Below are 20,219 nucleotides of genomic sequence, written 5' to 3' on the forward strand. Positions count from 1 at the left end.
TGGACGAATCGACCGGGGCCTGCCCGGAAGCGGGCGCGATCAGTCCGCGATCGCCTCCAGGAGCGTCTCCTGGAGCGCCCCCAGCCAGACGTACGCCATCACCAGCGGCTTGCGGTCGTCCTCGTCCGGCAGCTCGTAGAGCTCCTCGTCGTCCTCGCTGACCTCCAGCTGGACACCCAGGGTCAGCCGCAGGTCGTTGAGCGCGCCCAGCCAGCGCAGGCCGTCGGCGGGGTCCAGCTTGACCACCCCGCCCTCACCGCCGAGCCGGTCGAGCATCCGGACGACGTGCAGGGCGTCCTCGCGCTTGCGGGTCCGCAGGTCCACCTCGGTGTAGCGGCGGAACTCGCCCGAGGCGGCCCGGCTCTCCTCGCTCTCCGGCCCGGCCGGGTCGCCGTAGGCGTCCGGGAAGAGCCGGGCGAGCATCGGGTTGGCCGGCGCCTCGGTCGGGCCCTCGGCGAACAGCGCGGCCAGCGGATCGCCGCCGTCCCCGCCCGGGCCGGGCCCGATCAGCTGCAGGATCCCCACCTCCAGGGAGCGCAGGATGGAGGCCTCCACCTCGTCCAGCGCGATCGCCGCGCTCCCGCCGCCGGCACTCTCGAACAACCCAGCCATGTCTATCGGTCAGCCCGTCTTCGTCGTCTCGGGTGGGGTACCGGCTCCGCGGCCGGTCGCGCCGCGGTCCGCACTGCGCCGGTCGCACTGCGGTCAGTCGTGCTGCGGTCAGTCGTGCTGCAGCGTCGCCCAGAGGCCGTAGCCGTGCATCGCCTGGACGTCGCGCTCCATCTCCTCGCGGGAGCCGCTGGAGACCACCGTCCGGCCCTTGGTGTGCACCTCCATCATCAGCTTCCTGGCCTTGTCCTTCGGGTAGCCGAAGTAGGCCTGGAAGACGTACTGGACGTAGCTCATCAGGTTCACCGGGTCGTTGTGCACGATGGTCACCCAGGGCGTGTCCGGCTCCACCACCGGTAGTCCTTCGACCTCCGGGCGCTCGATCTCCACGGGCGCGACACTCACCGCCGGATCCTCCTCGCTGCGCAGTCCGTCCACGCCTCTTCAGCCCCATGCTGCCATCCGGGGGACCCCCGGGCGATTCCGGCCCGGCTCGCAGCACGAGAAATCGTCACTCTGACGCTAAGTGGTAGTAGCATCATCCGCATGGACGCCACTTCAGTGCGCGCGGCCGGTTCGACCGCGCTCCTCACCGACCGCTACGAGCTCACCATGCTGCAGGCCGCCCTGCGCAGCGGGGCCGCGCACCGCCGCTCCGTGTTCGAGGTGTTCACCCGCCGCCTGCCCAGCGGCCGCCGCTACGGCGTCATGGCCGGCACCGGCCGGGTGCTCGACGCCATCGAGGACTTCCGCTTCACCACCCCGCAGCTCGACTGGCTGGCCGGCCAGGACGTGGTCGACGACGACACCCTGCGCTACCTCGCCGACTACCGCTTCGCCGGCGACATCCACGGCTACCCCGAGGGCGAGGTCTACTTCCCCGGCTCGCCGCTGCTCACCGTCGAGGGCAGCTTCGCCGAGGCGGTGATCCTGGAGACGGTGATCCTCTCGATCCTCAACCACGACTCCGCGATCGCGGCCGCCGCCTCCCGGATGACCGCCTCGGCCGGCGGCCGCCCGGTGATCGAGATGGGCGCCCGGCGCGCCCACGAGCAGGCCGCCGTCGCCGCCGCCCGGGCCGCGTACGTCGCCGGCTTCGCCGCCACCTCCGACCTGGAGGCCGGCTTCACCCACGGCATCCCGACCACCGGCACCGCCGCCCACGCCTTCACCCTCGTCCACGACAGCGAGCGGGACGCCTTCCGCGCGCAGATCGCCTCCATGGGCAAGGGCACCACGCTCCTGGTCGACACCTTCGACCTGCGCGAGGCCGTCCGCACCGCCGTCGAGGTGGCCGGCCCCGAACTGGGCGCCGTCCGGATCGACTCCGGCGACCTCACCCTGCTGGCCCACCGGGTCCGCCGCCAGCTGGACGACCTCGGCGCCACGAAGACCCGGATCATCGTCACCTCCGACCTCGACGAGTACGCCATCGCCGCGCTCGCCGCCGCCCCGGTGGACGGCTACGGCGTCGGCACCAGCCTGGTCACCGGCAGCGGCCACCCGACCTGCGCGATGGTCTACAAGCTGGTCGCCCGCGCCGAGAGCGCGGACGGGCCGCTGGTGCCGGTGGCCAAGCGCGCGGCCGGCGGCAAGACCAGCATCGGCGGCCGCAAGTGGGCCGCCCGCCGGCCCGACGCCGACGGCGTCGCCGAGGCCGAGGTGGTCGGCACCGGAGCGGTCCCCGCCGACCTGGAGCCGCACCTGATGCAGGTGCCGCTGGTGCGGGCCGGCCGGGCCGTCGGCCGCGAACCGCTCACCGCCGCGCGCGAACGGCACATCCGGGCCCGGGCCGCACTGCCGCTGTCGGCCACCCAGCTCTCCAAGGGCGACCCGGTGCTGCCGACCGAACTCGTGCTCTGACCCCGCCCCGGCCGACCCGCGCGGACCGGCGGACGACCCCGGGGCCGTCCGCCGGTTCCGGGCCGCCGGTCCGCCGCGGATCGCCGGTTCGCCGGTCCGCCGTGGTTCACCGGTTCACCGCGGTTCGCCGGTTCGCGCCGGGCGCCGGCCCGGGGTCCGCCCCAGGCCTTCCGCCCCCGCACGCCACTCCCTAGAGTCAGCCGTAGAGTTCCCCCGGAGCTCCCCGAGAACCCCCGAGCCCCGCCGCGGGCCGAGTACTCCCGAGGGCTCCCCCCACCAGGGCGCCACCACGGCCGCCCCCCACATCCGAGGATGCGAGCCATGCACCGGGCACTGATCGTCGTCGACGTGCAGAACGACTTCTGCGAGGGCGGCAGTCTGGCCGTCGCCGGCGGCGCCGAGGTGGCCGCCGCCATCACCGACCTGATCGCCGAGTCCTCCCCCGGCTACCAGCACATCCTCGCCACCCGCGACCACCACATCGACCCGGGCGACCACTTCTCCACCGAGCCCGACTACGTCACCAGCTGGCCGGTGCACTGCGTGGCCGGCACCGAAGGCGTGGGCTTCCACCCCAACTTCGCCCCGTCCGTCATCTCCGGTGCGGTCGAGGCGGTCTTCGACAAGGGCGCCTACTCGGCGGCGTACAGCGGTTTCGAGGGGCTGGACGAGAACAACCGCGGTCTGGTGGAGTGGCTGAGCGAACGGCAGGTCGACGAGATCGACGTGGTCGGCATCGCCACCGACCACTGCGTCCGGGCCACCGCCCTGGACGCCGCCCGGGCCGGCTTCACCACCCGCGTCCTGCTCGACCTCACCGCCGGGGTCGCGCCGGCGACCACCACCGCCGCGCTCGCCGAACTGCGGGCCGCCGGGGTCGAGTTGGTCGGCGCCCCGGTGGTTCGGGCGTAGCACCGGCTCCGGTTCGGGAGCGGCCCCGGGCGCGGCTCGGGCGCGGCCCCGGATCCGGGGGCGGACGGATCCGGCCCGGAGCTAACCGACCATCAACTCCACCACGTCCGAACCGCCCACCCGGTGGGCCTCGCGCAGTTCGGCGCCGACCGCGTCCCGGTCGGCCGCGAGCCGGGCGCCGGAGACGTACACCACCCGGATCCCCAGGTACTCCATCCGGTGCTGGCCGCCGCGCACCCAGGCGGCCTCGCCCTCGCTGACGCAGCGCAGGTCCGAGTCCACCTCCACGGCGACGCCCTGCTCCGGCCAGTAGAGGTCCGGGACGGCGATGTACGTGCCGCCGCGCATCCGCAGCTCGGGGCCGACCAGCGGGACGGGCAGCAGGCACTCGTCCACCAGTTCGCCGACCCGCTCCAGGACGAAGTCCCGCTCACCGGCCAGCAGTTCGTCCAGGGCCGCGCGCACCCGGGGCTCGCCGGTCAGCCCGGAATCGGTCAGCTCGGACGCCAACTCCCGTACGGTGCACGGGCCGTCGGGCCGCGAGACGGCCTCGCGCAGCAGCGCCCGCACCGGCACCGGGGCGCCGCCCTCCTCCGCGGTCCACTCGCACAGCGCGTCCGCGACCGCCCGGGCGACCGGCGCGCAGGCCAGGCCGTGCACCGAGCGGGCCACCAACTCCCTTTCGGTGCGCCGGATCCGCACCTCCCCGGCGTCCTTCAGCCGACGCTGGCGGGGCACCAGGACGTCCACCCCGGTCACCGCCGGCAGCCGGGGCACCGCGGCGAATCCGTACAACGCGAGCGCGGCCGCACCGGTGATCACCGCGCCCTCGCGGCGGCCCTCCTCACGACCGTTCTGCGCCGCGTACAGCAGGGCGGCCCACATCCGCTGCTCCGGGGTCGGCCCGTCGGACTGCAGCAGGTACACCCGGGGCAGCAGCCGCCGCCAGGGCCCGCCGCGACGACAGTGCTCGGTGATGACCCGGGCCGGCACGCCCCGGGCGCGCAACTGGCTCGCGGTGACGACGTTCTGTTGACGCTTCGCCAGCTCCTCCAGGGACGGCGGCGGCGTGGGAATCCGGTAGCTCATGCGGACACCATCCCCAACCGCTCCGACCCGCCACCGGCCACCTGACGCACTGTTACCCAACCGTCGCGAAACCGGGATCAGCTCGCACTAAAGTCCCCATACCCTCACTCAATCGGAGTAATTGACGGTCGTCAGGTTGTCATATCTGATCGAACCCGATCGCCCACCAGGCCGCCTGACCCAGAGTGATCAAAGGCATACGCCGGGAGACCCTTCAGGCGTCAAACCCGCCCCGGGAATTGCCTAGGCTTGCGTCATGTCACGTGACGAGACCGCCGGCCTCCGCGCGGCCCAGCTCCGCCTTGGCCGTCTGCCCGGATACGTCCGCCGCCCGGACCCGGCCCGCCGCAGCGGCGAACAGGGCCATACGTACAAGAAGGGCTGGGAGGTCCGCTTCACCGCCCGCAGCGAGGCCGAGATAGCCGAGATCCGCGACCTCGTGGTCGCCGCCGGGTTCGCCCCGGCCAGACCCTTCTTCAAAGGCCACCAGCTCATCCAGCCGGTCTACGGCATGGCCGCCGTCCAGGCCTACCTGGCCGCGAGACAGGCGGCCGAGGAACACGCCGCCCGCACCGCGCTCGGCCGCCGCCGACGAACCGCCGGCGGACACCCCGCCACCGGACACCCCAGCGGCACCGCACACCCCGCCACCGCCGGGCACCCCAGCGGCGCCGCGCACCGGTGCGAACGCGAGGAGGCTGCCACCGAGGCCGCTGCGGCGACTGCGGTCGCAGCCGCCACCGCCGCCCAACTCGCCCGGCGGCTGGCCATCGAGTCCTTCCCCGCCCAGGTCGAACGGAGCAGCGCCGTCGACGACCGCCTCTCCCCGACGGAGGCCCGACCGCAGTCCTGACGGCAGACCACCCCACCCGCGCCTCGACCCCCGGGCCGGACGGCCCCAGGCCGCCGAGGCGTGGCCGACGTGCACGGTGGCGGCCAGCAGGCGCGGGACCGTCCGGATCAGCGCCTGCTCCGCCCCCTCGGCCACCCGGTGCGCCGCCGCCGCGGCGAGCGCACCGCCCACCCACCACCCCTGCCGCCACGCCCGCCTCGGCGCGCAGCGCGGCCACCTCGCATCCACCGCGCGCATCCACCGTCCGTACCCACCGCCCGCACCCGGGCTGCGCGCCCCCGGTGGAGACATGCACGTCGGAGTCCACCCGGCCCGTCACGCCACGCCGGAACGGGCGCGACCGAAGGTGTGGTTGCGCGGACGGTTGTGCGGCCGCAGCTTCGCGCCGTGGGCGTGGACGCCAGCCTCCATAAGCCCTACGGTGGCACATCAACCGTCCTGCAACCACGGCCCTTCTGCACCCCCTGACCAGCCGCGACGCGCTCGCAACTACACCCCCCGCACCACTGCGCCACCCTCCCCCACCGATCCCCCGCCCGGCCGCCCCACCACCGCCGCACCACCACGCCCCACCGGTCGACACCGGAACCGGCCGAGCGGCGGCGGGTTCCGGGCATTCAATCCGATTGGTAACCCAGCGCACCGAGGGCATATCGTAGAGTGAGCGCAGATGATCGACCGTCAGCCACCCATCTCCCTTTCCGAGAAGCCGAGATGACCAACCGTCACGCGAGTTCCGCCGAGCCGCCCCCAAGGCCCGGTGAACCGGAGGACGTACCACTGGAGTTCGCCGCCTTCTGCGAACTCCACCGCCCCCGGTACCTCAGCTACGCCCGGGTGTGGCTGACCGAGCACAGCAGCGCGGCCACCGCCGTCCAACAGGCGTTCGCCGAAATCGCCGTCCAATGGCGCGAGTTGCTGGGCAGCTCCAACCCCACCGCGAACGCCTGGCAGATCCTGCGCAGCACCGTCGCCGACCACACCCGGCACGTGCCCGCCGCACCGGACCGCCACCCCGCCGACGACGACCTGGCGATCCTGCACTACGTCGTCGGCCTCGCCGCCCCCGAGATCGCCGACGTCATCGGCACCGACACCGCCAGCGTCGCCGGCCGGCTCCGGCGCACCATGCTGTGGGAGGCCTCCGGCTGGTGAGCCCCCTCAGACCCGCTCACCCGTCACGTCGAACAAGTGATGCACCGGGTCGTGGATCAGATAACGGGCGAACGACTCCACCGTGAACCGTGCCCCGTCACTACGGCCCCCGGTCCGCCCCCACTGCTCGCCCGCCACCCGCCCGAACGCCGCCGCCAGCGCCTCCGCGGCCGCCGCCAGTTCCCCGGCCACCACCGCCGGCACCTGCTCCCCGTACCGCTCGGCGACCGCCGTCTCGTCCTGGTCCCAGTTCGGGAACAGCGGGTCGCCCTCGGCCAGCATCAGGTCCAACCGGACCCGGAACAGCCGGAACACGTCCCGGACATGGCACGCGTACTCCAGCCCCGACCACACCCCCGGCCGCGGCCGCCGACGCAAACCCTCCTCGGCCCCGGCCAACAACGCCACCCAGGCCTCCGCATTGGCCCGGACCATCCCCGCGACGTCCTCCCGCACCACCGCCGGAACGTCCAGCCCACAATCCGGACACGGACGTTCCAACACCCACGTCCAGTCCTTGCCGTCCGGCACGACCACACCCACCGGATCCACGCCACGCTCAGAAGCACTCATGACCCCAGCATGGCCACCCCACCACCCGCCCCACCAGCGGCAAGGACGCCAACCGCCACCAAAATGCTGCCACCCCGCCCGCAGCCCTCAGCCACCCGCACCCCTGCGCCGCCGCACCCGCACCACCCACACCACGACCGCCACCACCCCGCCGACCAGCACCCCCCACAACGCCACCCCCACCGCAACCCCGACCCCGAACCAGCCGCCCCCGCCGGCCCCACCGGCCCCACCGGCCCCAGCCGCAGGCACCACGGCCTCGCCCCCCGGCGGCTCCGTCACCCCGTCCCCCGCAGCCCCCCGCGACTCCGCCCGCCCCACCAACGGATTCTCCCGAGACCCGCCGTCCACCCCCGGATCGGCCTCCAACGCCTTCGCCGGCGCCAGCACCCCGAAGCCGTACCTGCTCCCCGGCACCGCCGACCCGTCCTGCGGCGGCGTGGCAGTCCTGATCATCCGGTTGATCACCTGCCCCGCCGAAAGCTCCGGATACTTCGCCCGGATCAACGCGGCGGTGGCGGAGACGTAGGCGGTGGCATCCGAGGTGCCGTTGCCCACGCCGTAGCCGGCAGAGGTCTTCGCACTGGCCCGGTAGATCTCTGCCCCGGGGGCGACCAGTGTGGTCTCCGGTCCGTAGCTCGACTTCTCCCACAGTCGCCCCTGCCGGTCCACCGCGCCGACCGCCACCACTCCGGGGAAGGCCGCCGGGTACTCGACATGGGTGGCCTGGTTCCCACTGTTTCCCGTCGCGGCAACCATGACCACGTCGTGGTCGACGGCGTACTTGACTGCCGCCCTGGTCTCCTGGTCCGCCCCGGCGTAACCGCCGATGGACATGTTGACCACCTTGGCACCGTGGTCAACGGCGAACCGGATCGCCCGGACGAGACCGGCCTGCGCCACGGCGTCAGTGGAGTCCCAACTCACGCGGACCGGGAGGATCTTCGCCTTCGGCGCCAGGCCCATGATGCCGGCTCCGTCGCCATGGCCGTGACCGGCGATGAGACTCGCCATCCCGGTGCCGTGGCCATCCTTGTCAACCGTGCCGTCTCCGCTGTCACCGGAGAAGTCGGCCCCGGGCACCACCTGTCCGGTCAGATCCTGATGGCTCGTCATCACACCGCTGTCGATGACAGCCACCGTGATACCTCCGCCCTGCGACACCGGCCACAACGCCGTTTCGGCCCGGTAGTCGCCGAGCACCCACTGCTCGTCGCGGACACTGTCCGCGCCGGCCCGACCCGCCCCGATCGCCACAACCAGACTTCCTGCCGCCAGCACGGCCAGTCCGCGCCCAAGTCGCCCGTCCCTCAAGCCCGGTCACCCCACTCAGCACAGCGACGCCCCCGTGGTCCACGAACCGCGAGGGCCCCGATCGAATCACCCGGTCGTCTGCGGACCAGGAGTCATTTCACCACGTTCGGATTGACGGGCCCTTCCGATGCCCAGGTCTGCTCGTCCTCGACCAGGTAGTCCGGCCGTTTGCGGCCGCCCTCCTTGTCCTTGGCCCGCCCCTGGGCGCCCCCGTACGGAACTGCCGACACCTGGGACGACGTGGGGACGCCCGCAGACTCCGGCCGCGGGCGATTGCGCAGCCCGAGACCGGACCCACCCTCGGTGAAGGCCCGCCTGCCGCCGGAGGCGCCCTCCCCGGCGGGCGCCCGGCCACCCGGTACGGCTCCCGGTCGTTCGCCGACACCCACCACCCCGCCCCCGACCCGACCGGCCACCGAACCACCTCTGCCCCCGTCACCCTGGCCGCCGCCGTGGACGCCCTCGGGGACCTGGCCGCCGCGGCCTGCACCGGGTCCGGCCGGTAGGTTGCCGCGGCCCCCCAGCTCTCGCTCGACGACCGCCGGCTTCTCCCTCACCCCGTCGAACAGACCCGGCGTCGTTGCGCCACCGCCCGGCCCGAACCCTCCTGGGCCGGCAGCGGTCTGGGTGCCCGGCCCCGGGGAGGCCGGCGTGCCCGTCACCCCGGTCGACGCCGGCCTCCCGGCCGCCGTCGGCGGCGCGATGCCCGCACCGTCCACCGTCGTGCCCGCGCCGAAGTTGACCGGCCCCGGCTTGACCGTGGCCACCCCGCCCTTGATCCCGGGCTCCGAGACCACCAAGGTCTTTCCCGAGGCACCCGGCGACTCCGGGGCCGCACCGGCGCCGCTCGGCCTGCGACCCCGAGGCTTCGAGGGCTCCGTCTCCGATGGAGTGAAGAGGCCTCCGAGCGAGCCCATGTTGCCAACCCCCATGCCGGCCATGAGGCCGCCCACCGCAGCCGCCCCGCCTTGGTCGGCACCGGTCTTGTCGGCGAAGTCGTCGCGAGCTCCGGGCTTCGACGGGGTTCCCGGTGGGGGTGGCGGCTTCAGGGTGGGGGTGGCGATGCGGTAGTGCATGGCGAGGGTTTGCATGACGGTGGCGGCTTCGGCTTTTCGGCGGTCGGCGACGGGGATGTGTTCGTCGTCGCCACCGAAGACGGAGGAGACGCCGTCGCCGACGGTGTCCTTGACCTTTTCCCAGGTGCTGGGTTCCTCGGGCATGTCGCGCTTGGCCTTGGCGATGGCCTCGGACATGTTGTGGAGGGTGTTGGCCGCGTCGTTGGCGTAGGAGGCGGCGTTGTTGATGCTGTCGGCGAGGTGGAGCATGCGGGTGTGGAAGGCGTCGCTGGTGGCGCCTTCCCAGGTGACGGCGGCTTCGGTGCTGGCGCGGGTGAGGGTGGCGCGGATGGCCTTGAGGGTGTCTGCGGCGTGGCGCCAGGGGTCGCCGGCGGCCATGACTTCGCCGGGGTTGAGGGCCTGGGCCATGGTGCGGAGTTGGGCGTGGCTGTAGGCGGTGAAGTCGGTGTAGGCCATGGGGGGTCGCCTCCGTTCGGGCTCGGCCGGTGGTGGCCGGGGGTCAGGGGGCGGGTGGGGCGACGGTGTGCTCGTAGGCGGCCTTGCTGCTGGCGGAGGGGTTGGCGACGGACCAGCCGTCGTCGCCGAGTTTGAGTTTCTTCGCGGTGTGCTGGTCGTGTTCTTCGTAGGTGGTGGCGGTGAGTTCGGCGTTCTTCTGGGCTTCGTCGACGGCTTGTTGGAGTTGGTTGAGGACGTCGCGCAGGCCGTCGCGCATGGTGTTGTAGCGGTTGTGGATCTCGGTGGCTTCGGCGAAGGTGCCGAAGGCGGTCTTGCCGATGCCGCTGCGCCCGTGGGTGCCGGTGCCGTCGGCGTGGCGCTGGAATTCGGCGAGGAGGAGCCGGACTTGGGCGGCGAAGGCGCGGAGTTGTTCGACCTCGACGCGGTAGCCCCGGCCGGCGCCTCCGGTCGTACCGGTTCCTGTTGCCATTTCGGCGCCTCCCCCGTGCGTCCGTGGGTCGCTGCCGGGGTTGGGCCCCGGTGTCTCATGTCTAACACACGGGGCCCGAATTCCGCCTGGTACCTGGTCAGTTCGCAGGCGTCCTCGCGTGGAGGGCGTCGGCGAGGGCGCGGCGGCAGAGGGAGTCGGCGTGCCGGGTGGTTTCGGGGAGCCGGTAGTGGGGGGCGAGTTGGAGGGTGGTGCGGACGGCGGTGTCGAGGCTGATGCGGTGGCCGACGGAGACGTAGACGGGTTTGACGCCGGGCCGGGTGCGGAGGGCGCGCCCGACTTCTTCGCCGGTGGCGGGGTCGGTGAGCGGGGTGGTGGAGCCGCGGGGGGTGTCGGGGTCGTGGTGGTGGAAGGTGAAGGGGGTTTTGGCGACGCCGAGGGTGCGCAGGCCGGTGAGGACGCCGAGGTGGCTGGCGAGGCCGAGGCGGCGGGGGTGGGCGAGGCCGTAGCCGTCGCAGACGACGGTGTCGGGGGTGCGGGTGAGGGCGGCGAGGGCGTCGAGGACGGCGGGGAGTTCGCGGAAGGCGAGCAGTCCGGGGGTGTAGGGGAAGGGGATGCGGCCGACGGCGGTGGACTGTTCGACGACGGCGAGGGTGTCGTGGTCGAGGAGGACGGCTGCGGCGGCGACGAGGTCGTGTTCGTCGTCGTAGGCGACGTCGACGCCGGCGATGAGCCGCCCGACCCCGCCACCGCCGGAGCCGGAACCGGAACCTGAGCCGGAACCGTCGGGGTCGTCGGAGTCGTGGGTCTGGACGAGGGGGCGCAGGCGTTCCTGTTCGGCGAGTGCCTGGGCTTCGGTGGTGGGCCAGTCGGCGGGGATGGGCACGGGTGTTCCCCCGGGTGGGTGGGGCGGGCGCGGTCGGGTTCACCGTACCGAGGGGCGGACGACCCCGGGGTGAGCCTGTGCGCCCCCCGTGCTCCCGGTCCGGCGGGTTAGCCTGGACTTACCGAACTCCCTTGCCGGGCAGTACTTCTGGGACCGGCGCCATTCCCGCTCGTTCCCCCCGACGTGCGAAGGACCCCCCGCCATGCCTCGTCCGTCCGCTGCCCAGTACTGCCTCGGCTCGTTCACCGTCGTCGCCGCCACTGTGGCGCTGCTGGCCGTTTCGGGCGCCTCGGGCGTCCTGGAGGTCGCGGTGCTGGAGGGGTTCGCCCTGGCGCTCGGCACCGTGGTGACGGTGTTGTCGCTCGCCGTGTCCGGCCGGTCGGCGGCGAGGGCGGGAGCGGCCTCCCCGGCCCCGGCCGGACACGAGTACGCCCGGCAGCGCTAGCAACGCCAGTCCGCCGCCGGGCGTCGCAGCCCGCTCGGCCGGTCAGTCGGTGGTGACCACCACGGTCTTCGCGGCCTTGTCGTGGATGCACTGCCGGTAGGGCTTGTCGAAGACGCCGAACATCCCGTCGATGATCCACCAGAAGGCGGCGCAGCAGATCACGGCCGGGAGGATGTAGACGGCCGCGCGGGTCCAGGCGGCGCCCTGGGTGGGCTTGTTGCCGTCGATCAGCATGGCGACGCGGACGTGCATCGCCTTCTTGCCGAGGGTCTGGCCGTCCCGGCCGAGCATCAGGCCCTCGTAGAGGAGGTAGATGCCGCAGCCGAGCCAGAACGCGCCGACCTCGCCGGAGCGGTTGCCGAAGTCGGCGAAGGGGGCCACCACGATCACGGCGACGGCCTGGACGAGGAGGTAGTCGATCAGGCGGGCGAGGATGCGCCTGGGCCAGCTGCCGATCGGCGGCATGCCGGGGACGGGCCCGGCGCCGGGGGTTCCGTAGCCGGGGGTTCCGTAGCCGGGGGTTCCGTAGCCGGGCGGGGGCTGGTCGTAGGGGTTCTGGCCGTAGGGGCTGCCACCGGGCGGGCTCTGGCCGCCGGTCGGGCCGCCGTAGGTGCCGCCGTACGCGCCGGGGCCGTCGGACGGGGTGTCGGAGGTGCCGTCGGACGGGCCGTCGGCGGGCGGCGGGGCGGGCGGCGGGTTCGGGTCCGACGGCCGGTCTTCCGGCGTGCCGCCGCCCGGCTGCGGGGACTGCTTGTCGAAGGAGGGCTGGCCGCCCCCCTCCGGCTGGGAGCCTGAGGGGTCGTGAGTGCTCATCCGTCGAGTAGAACATCACACATTCTCGCCGTTTGGGACATTATGTCCGTTTTGCCGCCAGGGCCGGACGACGCCTCCGCTCCGGATGATGCCTCCGCGCCGGGAGCCGACCGCCACGCCGGGAGGCCTCAGTCGCGGACCACCCGGGTGCGGGCGGCCCGGTCCTGCCAGCCGCGCCGGGCCGGGCGGTCGAACACGGGCCAGACCAGGCCGACGAGCAGCAGCAGGCCGAGCTGCCTCACTGCCCACCGGAGCAGCGAGCGGCCGAGGCTCAACCTGGCCCGGGCGCCGGGGGCGGCGGCGTCCGCCACCCGGATCCGGGCCAGCCGTTTGCCGAAGGTCTGGCCGGTACGGGCGGTCGGCAGCACCTCGTAGAGCAGGCTGACGAAGAGCAGGATGCCGAGCAGGACCGCGACCTTCCCCAGCACCACGTCGTCCACCAGCCAGACCTGGACCTGGCGCCGGGTGAGGGAACTGGCCATCCTGGCCTGATCGAGCTTCTGCTGGAGGTGCTCGGACGCCGAGCGGCCGAGCGGGATTCCGGCGGCGACGGCGACCACGAGGAGTACGACGGTGTCCACGGCGCGCGCGGCCAGCCGACGTCCGAGTCCGGCGGGCGTCACGGAGGCGGGCACGGTGGGGGCAGGCGCGGCCGGGGCGGGTCGGCGCCGCGCGACGGCCTCCCGGGCCGGGCGCACGACCGGCAGCGACCCGGCGGGCGCGGCAGGCGCGGGGGGTCGGCCCTGAGCCCGGACCGGAACCGCTCCGGCGGCGGCCGGGGCCGGGGCTGGTACGGCGGGCTCGGACGCGGACTCGGACGCGGACTCGACGGCACGCCCGGCCCCGCGCACAGCCGCCGGAACGGACGCCGCGACGGGTGACGCAACGGGCGACGGCGCCTCCCGCACCGCCACCGCCGCCGGGACGGTCGCGGGCGCTCCGGAGGCGGCGGCCACCTCCACCCCGACCGAAGCGGCGGCCGGCCTTCCGGCCGAAGCCCCGGCCGGAACAGCAACCGAAGCGCGGACCTCCCTCACGCGCCCCTCCTCCCCGTCGGGCGCCCCCGAAAGCACCCCCCAGGAGACCCGGTGCGGCTCGCCACCCGTCTCCATCAGCCCCCGCTGCGCCTGCGGAACGACCTGCCAGCCGAGCTCCTCCACATCGCCCTGGCCTGCCGCACCCCCGACCGCCGAAACCTCGACCACCGGCTCGCCCAGGACCGCTTCGCCCAGGACCGCCTCGCCGAAGACCGGCACCTCGACTGCCGCCATCTCCGGCCCGGACGCCCCAGCCATCCCGGGCACCCCAGCCATCCCGGACACCTCAGGGTTCTCGGACGCCTCCGGCTCCCCGACCGTCCGGAACACCGGCCCGCCGATCACCTCCGCCACCCGCGACCCGAGGACGAACTTCGCCCCGCCCGCGGTCTGGTCGAAGTACACCGGCCCGGTGTCCCCGCCCCCACCCCCGCCGTGCGCGGTCCCGCCCCAGGACGGCTCCGGGGACGCCGCCTCCGGAACGGCCGCCTCCGGCACCGCCGGTGGCGGCACCGCCCGCGCCGTCCCCGCCGCGCCGGCGGCGGGCCGCCGGGACGCGAACCGGGGCGGATCCAGCACCTCGCCCTCGGCGGGTGCGAGCCGGCTGGTGCCCGGCACCCAGGCCGAGCCGCCCCAGTACCGGACGAAGCCGGGGATGGAGGGGTCGGGGTAGTAACCCGGCTCGGGTCCGACGGCCGAGTCGCCGGCGCCGGCGAAGGGGCGGTCCGTCATGGGGTCTTCTCTCCTGGCGGGTCCTGGCGGGGCCGACACGGCACGCCCGCCCGGCGCACCCGCGAGCCGTCCGGCGCGCGTGGGTGGGGGGCACCGCCGGTAGGCGGACAGTCGCCGGACAGTAACAAAGGGTAGTGCCTCGTCGAGGTGTCGACGGAAAGTTGGTCAATCACCGGACAGCGGAGGGCCCTCCGGGGTAAGGGCGGCCGAACCGTCCCGGCGCGCGGCGGGCGTCCGCGCGCCGCGGTCCCCACCGGTCACCACCCCGCGTCTCACCACCCGTCGCCTCACCACCCCGCGCCTCACCACCCGTCGCCTCACCACACCCCTCGTCGAACTTCCCGAAGAAATCCCGGAAACGTGTGTAAGAGCCGGCGTGGACCGCCCTCTCAAAGGTCACCGGGCCCGGAACCGGGCAGGAACCCAAGGCCGAGAGGAAAACGATCATGGAGCGCCCCACCAGCGTGGTCGAGCACGAACTGGAGCTGAACCTGGTGCTCTCCCCCGAGCACAGCGTCCCCGTCCCGGCCCGGCTGTCCTACGGCAGCCACGACCCGTACGCGGTGCACATCACCTTCCACCTGGACACCGGCTCCCCGGTGACCTGGGTGTTCGCCCGCGAGCTGCTGGTCGAGGGCACCTTCCGGCCGTGCGGCCAGGGCGACGTGCGGATCTGGCCGACCCGCTCGGGCCGGCGCAGCGTGCTCTGCCTGGCGCTGAGCTCCCCGGCCGGCGACGCCCTGCTGGAGGCACCGCTGCCGGTCGTCGCGGCCTGGCTGGAGCGGGCCCACCGGCTGGTCCCGCCGGGCAGCGAGATGGCCGCGCTGGACATGGACGGCTCGCTCGCGGACCTGCTTGCGTGAGCACGCGCACGACCACCAGCACGCGCACGACCGCGAACGCACCGGCCGGCCACAGCACGCACCCTGCCGGGACCTCGCGACGCGACGGGAGCCGCGCCCCCGCCGGCTCAGCGGGCCGCGGGGGCCTGCTGACGGCCGCGGGTGGCATCCGGGCCACCGCCGTCGCGCTGTCCGGGCAGCCGGACCAGCGGTGCCCCGGCGGAGCGTCGCCTGGCCCTTATCCGGATGGCGGCGGCGAGCAGGAAGCAGAGCCCGACCCACGGGTAGACCGAGGTCGGCAGCTGGCGCAGCGGCGCCATGTGGAGGACGGCCGGCCCGAGCGGCTTGGCGGCCCACATCGCGAAGGAGAGGAACGCGAGCAGTGTCGCCCAGAAGGCGGCCCGCCAGCGCAACCGGCGGACGCCGACCGGACGGGCGTGCTCGACGGAGGCCTCGGTGGCGAGCAGGACGAGCACCGGCACGCACCAGACCCAGTGGTGGGTCCAGCTGATCGGTGAGATCAGCACGGCGGTGACGGCGGCGCAGCAGACGCCCCAGGCCTCGGCCCGGGGCAGCCAGCGGGCGCTGCGGTGGGCCCAGGCGGCGACGGCGAGGCCGGCCACCGCGACCAGGCCGGCCGCGAGGGTGGCGAGGGTGCCGGGGTCGGCGGTGTGCAGCAGCCGGGCGAGGGCGCCGCGCAGCGACTGGTTGTCGACGATCTCGGTCTTGCCGACCCGGGAGGAGTCGTAGAGGTACTTGGTCCAGAAGCCCCAGGTGGCGTCGGGCAGGACGACGGCGCCGATCAGGAAGGTGCCGAGGAAGGTGAGGCCGGCCACGAAGGCGGACCGGACCCGGCCGGTGATCAGCAGGTAGACGGCGAACAGGCCAGGGGTGAGCTTGAGGCCGGCGGCGATGCCGATCGCCATGCCCTTGCTGCGGCGGGCGTCCGAACGGGTGAGGTCCCAGAGGATCAGGCAGGCGAGCGCGAGGTTGATCTGGCCGTACCGGAGCGTGGTGAAGACGGGTTCGAGCCAGACGCCGAGGCCGGTCACCAGGATGACGCCGATCGGCCGCAGTTCGCGGCGCGGCCAGCCGACCAGCTTGAAGGACAGGTGGGTCAACAGGGCGAGCAGCCCGAGGTTGCCGAGAGTGATCGCCACCCGGAGGAACGGGACCGGGAACCAGGTGGTGGGCACGAACAGCATGGCCGCGAACGGAGGGTAGGTCGCGGGCAGGTTCCACTCGGTGACGCGCAGTGCGTACAGGTCGGTGCCGTTGGCCACGGCGGCACCCTCGGCCCGGTAGACGATCATGTCGACCATCGAGGTGTTGACGAAGTGGCGGACCACCGCGTACACGACCAGGGAGAGGAGCGCCAGGGCCGAGGCGGCCAGCAGCGGTCGACGGGGGGCCTCGCGCAGCGCGCGGACGGGGGCGCCGAGCACGGTCCGCAGCCGGTCCGACAGGGGGGCGGGCGCGGGGTCGGGTGCGGTCCGCACCGGGCTGCGCTCGTCTTGCACCGCTGTCACCAGTCCACTCCGTCCACCGCTCGACCAATCGCCGACGATACCGGATGCGGGCCGACCGGGCCTGGGCACAGGCAGTCACGCAGGGTGACGAATGGGCCCCGACCGGCCGTACTCCGTTGCGGGCGGAGCACGGACGGCCGAGGCCACCGGGGGGAGGCTCAGGGCCTCAGCGGCCTCAGCGGCCCCAGGGGCTCAGGGCCTCAGTGCCTCAGGGGCTCAGCGGCCCCGTGCCTCAGCGGCCCCGTGCCTCAGCCCGTGTAGGCGCCGAGGGCCCGGGTGAAGTCCAGCGGCTGCTGGACGACGCTGCTGCAGCTGGCATCGGCGTAGGCCTTGGCCCCGCCGTCGCAGGCCTTGTCTCGGGTGCCGGACCACACGGCCAGCCACGCGAGGTGCCTGGACGTCGCGAAGTCGGCGAGCTGCTTGGCGTCGGCGACGGTGAAGACCTCGCTGGCGACGTCGTTGACGCCGATCATCGGGGTGACGGCGACCTTGCGCCAGGCGGCCGCGTCGTCCAGTCCGAGCACGCTCTTGACCTGGGCCTGGGTGGCGGTGGCCGCGGCGATCGCGTACTTGCCCATCTGGCCCTGCGGGTTCGGGGCGACGCCGTCGCCGAAGTCCATGGCCATGATGTTGACCGCGCCGATCGCGACGCCGTTGTTCTTGGCGTCGGCGACCAGGTTGACGCCCTCCTGGGTCAGGCCGGAGGGCAGCGCGGGCAGTGTGAAGGAGACGTCGAGCGCCTTGCCCTTGGCGGCGGCGTTCTTCTGCAGCTGGGCGATGGCCTGGGCGCGGCGGGTGTTGGCGGCGGTGTTGGCGATCGCGCCGCCCTCGACGTCGAAGTCGAGCCTGGTCAGGCCGTAGGCGTCGACGGCCTTCTGGTAGACGGCGGCCAGGTCCGCGGTGGAGCCGCAGGCGAGGGCCAGCTCGCTGCCGTTGGCGCCGCCGAAGGAGACCCGGACGTCGCCGCCGATCGCCCGCAGGGCGCCGATCTGGGCGGCCACCGCGTCGGCGGACAGGTCGCTGACGCCGCCCCACTTGGGCTGGCAGCCGCCGCCGGACACCACGAAGGCGAGGGTGTAGTTCTTGACCCCGGTGGCCTTGGCGGTGGCGACCAGGTCGTACGGCGGGTAGAGCGAGGTGTCGACGTACGGGGCGAAGCCGGCCCCGGCGCCGGCCGGGGGTACGGGCACACCGGTCGCCGTGGGGGTGGCGGTCGGGGTGGGGGTCGGCGCCGGGGTGGTCGGCTTCGCCGAGGGGGTGGCACTCGCGGTCCCCGTGGGGGAGGGGGCCACGGTGGGGGTGCCGGTCCCGGTCGGCTTGGGAGCGGTCGACACCGGACTGGTCGGCGCGGTGGTGGTGGGGCGGCCCGAGGGGGTGGGCGCGGTGCCGTCACCGGCCTTGCAGGAGGTGTTGTCGATCAGGCAGTTGCCGGGTTCGGCCTGCGCGGCGCCGGCGCCCTGGGCGACGAAGCCGACCACCACGCTCTTGCCCGGCTCCAGCCGCTTGCTCCACGCCTCCGGCTTGACGGTGACGTGCTGGCCGGCGGCGGTGAAGGTGGCGTTCCAGAGCGAGTCGATCTTCGCCCCGGCCGGGAGGTCGAAGCTGAGCGTCCAGTCCTCGATCGGGCCGCTGTCCGGGTTGGTGACCAGGTACTGGCCGGTGTAGCCGGAGTCCCAGCTGCTGGTCCGGCTGTAGACGGCGCCGAGCGAGGCGGCGCTGGCCGAGGAGGCGAGGACGACGACACCGCCCGCGACCAGGGCGGCGGCGACCGCCGAGGCCCCGACGATCGCGCCCTTGCGGCTGCGCCTGCGGCGGCCTGGGCGGCGGTTGGGCTGGGTGGTCATGGCGCGTTACCTCCGGGGTGCCGTCGGTCGGCCGCGGTCCGGGCGCGGGTGCGTGCGGACGTCCGGGCGGCCGGCCCGGCTCGGTCGGGTGACCGGCGCGACCGACGCTAGCGGCGGCCGGGGGGCCGAACCGGCGGGCTGAGCGAGGGGAAGAACTCCCTTAGGCCGCGCTTAAGGAAGATCCCGAAGCCGACAGGGCGTCAGGCGCGCACGAAGACCGGCCACCACGGTTCCCCGGGCCTCGGCCGAGGTCGAGGGAGCGATCGAGGAAGCGGTCGAGGAAGTGGCTGAGGGAGCGATCGAGGAAGCGGCCGAGGCAACAGCCGAGGAAGCGGTCACTTCTGGAACAGCGCGCCCCGGCCGCGCCGCCGCCCCGCCCGCGCGGGGGTGCCGTCCGGGCGGGTCCGCAGCCGCAGCCGGACCTCGGCGCCGCCGAGCACGGCGGAGCGGCCGAGCGCCAGGTCGCCGCCGGTGGACTCGGCGAGTTTGCGGACGATGTCGAGGCCGAGGCCGGTGGAGCCCTCGCCGCCGTGGCCCTCGCCGCGCTTGAGGGCGGCGGCCGGGTCGCTGAAGCCGGGGCCGGCGTCGCCGACCAGGACGATCACCGAGGTCTCGGTGGCGAGCACGTCCACCGAGAAGGCGGTGCCGACGGCGGTGTGCCGGAAGACGTTGCCGAGCAGCGCGTCGACGGTGGCGGCCAGGTCGGCGCGCTGGACCGGGACGGGCGTCGCCCGGTCGGCGCCGGCCAGTTGCCAGCAGCGGCCCTCGTCCTCGGCCAGCGCGGACCAGAAGCCGACCCGTTCGCGGACCACCTCGGCGACGTCGCAGCCGACCGCGACGGCGGGCACGTCCTCGGGGTCGCGGCGGGCCGAGCGGATGATCTGGTCGACCTCGCGCTCCAGTTGGGAGACCGCGTGCCGGGTGGCGTCGGCGGCGTCGCCCTCGCCGAGCGAGGCGGCGTTGAGCCGCAGCACGGTCAGCGGGGTGCGCAGCCGGTGGGACAGGTCGGCGGCCAGTTCCCGTTCGGCGGCGAGGAGTTGGACCACCCGGTCGGCCATGGTGTTGAACGCGTGGGCGGCCTCGCGCAGTTCCTCGGGGCTGCCGGCGGCCTGCTTGCCGTCCACCGGGACCCGTACGGCGAGGTTGCCGGCGCCGAGCGAGCGGGCGGCGCCGGCGAGCCGCCGGGCGGAGGCCACGATCCGGCCGCCCATCCGGTCGGCGACCAGGACCGAGATGGCGACCAGGCCGAGCGCGACGCCCGAGAGCACCAGCCAGGCGGTGGAGACGCCCCGGGTGAGGTCGCCGTCGGCGACGAACACCTCGACCACGGCGGTGCGTCCGGTGTCCACCGCGACCGGCTGGAGCAGCGCGTAGCCGCCGGGCACCTCGACGGTGAAGGAGCGGCCCTGGCCTCCGGCGGTGGACACGTCGCCGGCGGCGGCCCGGGCCTCGCCGATGGTGGGCCCGCCGGGGCCGCCGGGGCCGGGGAGCGCGTCCGGGGCGGCCGGGGCGGGCAGGTGGACCGCCATCCTGCCCTGCCCGCCGGCGTCGGTGCTGGCCAGGGCTCGGTCGATGGCGATCTGGTCGGTGGTGATGGCGAGGGCCGGGCCGAGCGCGGCGGCCTGCCGCTCGGCGGCGGTGAAGGCGTGGTCCCGGGCGGTCTGCTGGACCATCAGGCCGAGCGGGATGAGGAAGGCCAGCGCGACCATGGTGGTCCCGGCGACGGCGGCCTTGATCAGGGCCCAGCGCAGCGAGCGCCCGAAC

Annotated in this window: 19 protein-coding genes; 6 read left to right on the plus strand and 13 right to left on the minus strand. The window is 74.1% G+C overall.

The genetic code is table 11. The features are described 5' to 3' along the window. Positions 1 to 39: 39 nt before the first annotated feature. Both ACIOGZ_RS20560 and clpS read right to left on the minus strand, forming a co-directional pair. Positions 40 to 612, minus strand: a complete 573-nt coding sequence (locus tag ACIOGZ_RS20560; RefSeq protein WP_363587182.1) for a DUF2017 domain-containing protein — start codon at positions 610 to 612, stop codon at positions 40 to 42. Positions 613 to 720: 108 nt separating this feature from the next. After that, positions 721 to 1,014 (minus strand): ATP-dependent Clp protease adapter ClpS, encoded by a 294-nt coding sequence (gene clpS, locus ACIOGZ_RS20565; protein WP_063351371.1) that lies wholly within the window; start codon positions 1,012 to 1,014, stop codon positions 721 to 723. A gap of 141 nt (positions 1,015 to 1,155) precedes the next feature. Between clpS and ACIOGZ_RS20570 the strand changes: the two genes are divergently transcribed. Beyond that, positions 1,156 to 2,472, plus strand: a complete 1,317-nt coding sequence (locus ACIOGZ_RS20570; RefSeq protein WP_400986674.1) for a nicotinate phosphoribosyltransferase — start codon at positions 1,156 to 1,158, stop codon at positions 2,470 to 2,472. A 321-nt stretch (positions 2,473 to 2,793) separates the two neighbouring features. Then, complete coding sequence (locus tag ACIOGZ_RS20575; RefSeq protein ID WP_363587184.1) at positions 2,794 to 3,384, plus strand: isochorismatase family protein; 591 nt, start codon at positions 2,794 to 2,796, stop codon at positions 3,382 to 3,384. Positions 3,385 to 3,465: 81 nt separating this feature from the next. On the opposite strand, the gene ACIOGZ_RS20580 is transcribed toward ACIOGZ_RS20575, so the two are convergent. Beyond that, complete coding sequence (locus ACIOGZ_RS20580; protein WP_400810296.1) at positions 3,466 to 4,473, minus strand: hypothetical protein; 1,008 nt, start codon at positions 4,471 to 4,473, stop codon at positions 3,466 to 3,468. 256 nt (positions 4,474 to 4,729) lie between these two features. Between ACIOGZ_RS20580 and ACIOGZ_RS20585 the strand changes: the two genes are divergently transcribed. Beyond that, positions 4,730 to 5,326 carry a hypothetical protein gene (locus tag ACIOGZ_RS20585; protein ID WP_400986676.1) on the plus strand — a complete coding sequence of 199 codons (597 nt, stop codon included), beginning with the start codon at positions 4,730 to 4,732 and terminating at the stop codon, positions 5,324 to 5,326. A 714-nt stretch (positions 5,327 to 6,040) separates the two neighbouring features. Further along, entirely contained in the window at positions 6,041 to 6,481 is a 441-nt protein-coding gene (locus ACIOGZ_RS20590) for a hypothetical protein (RefSeq protein WP_063349204.1), read from the plus strand. 6 nt (positions 6,482 to 6,487) lie between these two features. On the opposite strand, the gene ACIOGZ_RS20595 is transcribed toward ACIOGZ_RS20590, so the two are convergent. The 5 genes from ACIOGZ_RS20595 to ACIOGZ_RS20615 all read right to left on the minus strand — a co-directional run bounded on the left by ACIOGZ_RS20595 (position 6,488) and on the right by ACIOGZ_RS20615 (position 11,213). Continuing rightward, positions 6,488 to 7,018 carry a DinB family protein gene (locus ACIOGZ_RS20595; RefSeq protein ID WP_400986678.1) on the minus strand — a complete coding sequence of 177 codons (531 nt, stop codon included), beginning with the start codon at positions 7,016 to 7,018 and terminating at the stop codon, positions 6,488 to 6,490. 123 nt (positions 7,019 to 7,141) lie between these two features. Continuing rightward, positions 7,142 to 8,311 carry a S8 family serine peptidase gene (locus ACIOGZ_RS20600; RefSeq protein WP_400986679.1) on the minus strand — a complete coding sequence of 390 codons (1,170 nt, stop codon included), beginning with the start codon at positions 8,309 to 8,311 and terminating at the stop codon, positions 7,142 to 7,144. A gap of 149 nt (positions 8,312 to 8,460) precedes the next feature. Further along, positions 8,461 to 9,900 (minus strand): WXG100 family type VII secretion target, encoded by a 1,440-nt coding sequence (locus tag ACIOGZ_RS20605; protein ID WP_400986680.1) that lies wholly within the window; start codon positions 9,898 to 9,900, stop codon positions 8,461 to 8,463. Between the two features lie 43 nt (positions 9,901 to 9,943). Beyond that, a complete protein-coding gene (locus ACIOGZ_RS20610) occupies positions 9,944 to 10,369 on the minus strand; it encodes a hypothetical protein (RefSeq protein WP_400986681.1) in 426 nt (141 codons plus the stop codon). 97 nt (positions 10,370 to 10,466) lie between these two features. Continuing rightward, positions 10,467 to 11,213, minus strand: a complete 747-nt coding sequence (locus ACIOGZ_RS20615; protein WP_363628108.1) for an endonuclease V — start codon at positions 11,211 to 11,213, stop codon at positions 10,467 to 10,469. A gap of 202 nt (positions 11,214 to 11,415) precedes the next feature. Between ACIOGZ_RS20615 and ACIOGZ_RS20620 the strand changes: the two genes are divergently transcribed. Then, positions 11,416 to 11,658, plus strand: coding sequence for a hypothetical protein (locus ACIOGZ_RS20620; RefSeq protein WP_363587192.1), 243 nt, complete (start codon positions 11,416 to 11,418; stop codon positions 11,656 to 11,658). A 42-nt stretch (positions 11,659 to 11,700) separates the two neighbouring features. Here ACIOGZ_RS20620 and ACIOGZ_RS20625 read toward each other — a convergent pair whose 3' ends face one another. Beyond that, positions 11,701 to 12,471, minus strand: coding sequence for an RDD family protein (locus tag ACIOGZ_RS20625; RefSeq protein ID WP_400986682.1), 771 nt, complete (start codon positions 12,469 to 12,471; stop codon positions 11,701 to 11,703). Positions 12,472 to 12,599: 128 nt separating this feature from the next. Beyond that, positions 12,600 to 14,240 carry an RDD family protein gene (locus ACIOGZ_RS20630; protein WP_400986684.1) on the minus strand — a complete coding sequence of 547 codons (1,641 nt, stop codon included), beginning with the start codon at positions 14,238 to 14,240 and terminating at the stop codon, positions 12,600 to 12,602. 446 nt (positions 14,241 to 14,686) lie between these two features. Between ACIOGZ_RS20630 and ACIOGZ_RS20635 the strand changes: the two genes are divergently transcribed. Next, entirely contained in the window at positions 14,687 to 15,103 is a 417-nt protein-coding gene (locus ACIOGZ_RS20635; RefSeq protein WP_063349195.1) for an SsgA family sporulation/cell division regulator, read from the plus strand. Positions 15,104 to 15,210: 107 nt separating this feature from the next. Here the strand turns inward: ACIOGZ_RS20635 and ACIOGZ_RS20640 are convergent, their stop codons facing one another. The 3 genes from ACIOGZ_RS20640 to ACIOGZ_RS20650 all read right to left on the minus strand — a co-directional run bounded on the left by ACIOGZ_RS20640 (position 15,211) and on the right by ACIOGZ_RS20650 (position 20,206). Further along, complete coding sequence (locus ACIOGZ_RS20640) at positions 15,211 to 16,611, minus strand: glycosyltransferase 87 family protein (RefSeq protein WP_400986685.1); 1,401 nt, start codon at positions 16,609 to 16,611, stop codon at positions 15,211 to 15,213. A gap of 248 nt (positions 16,612 to 16,859) precedes the next feature. After that, positions 16,860 to 18,455, minus strand: coding sequence for a cellulose binding domain-containing protein (locus ACIOGZ_RS20645; RefSeq protein WP_400986686.1), 1,596 nt, complete (start codon positions 18,453 to 18,455; stop codon positions 16,860 to 16,862). A gap of 335 nt (positions 18,456 to 18,790) precedes the next feature. Continuing rightward, on the minus strand, positions 18,791 to 20,206 hold the full coding sequence (locus ACIOGZ_RS20650) for a HAMP domain-containing sensor histidine kinase (RefSeq protein ID WP_363628196.1): 1,416 nt from the start codon (positions 20,204 to 20,206) through the stop codon (positions 18,791 to 18,793). Positions 20,207 to 20,219 lie beyond the last annotated feature (13 nt).

The organism is Kitasatospora sp. NPDC088160, from assembly GCF_044741445.1.
In the GTDB taxonomy this organism is placed as follows: domain Bacteria; phylum Actinomycetota; class Actinomycetes; order Streptomycetales; family Streptomycetaceae; genus Kitasatospora.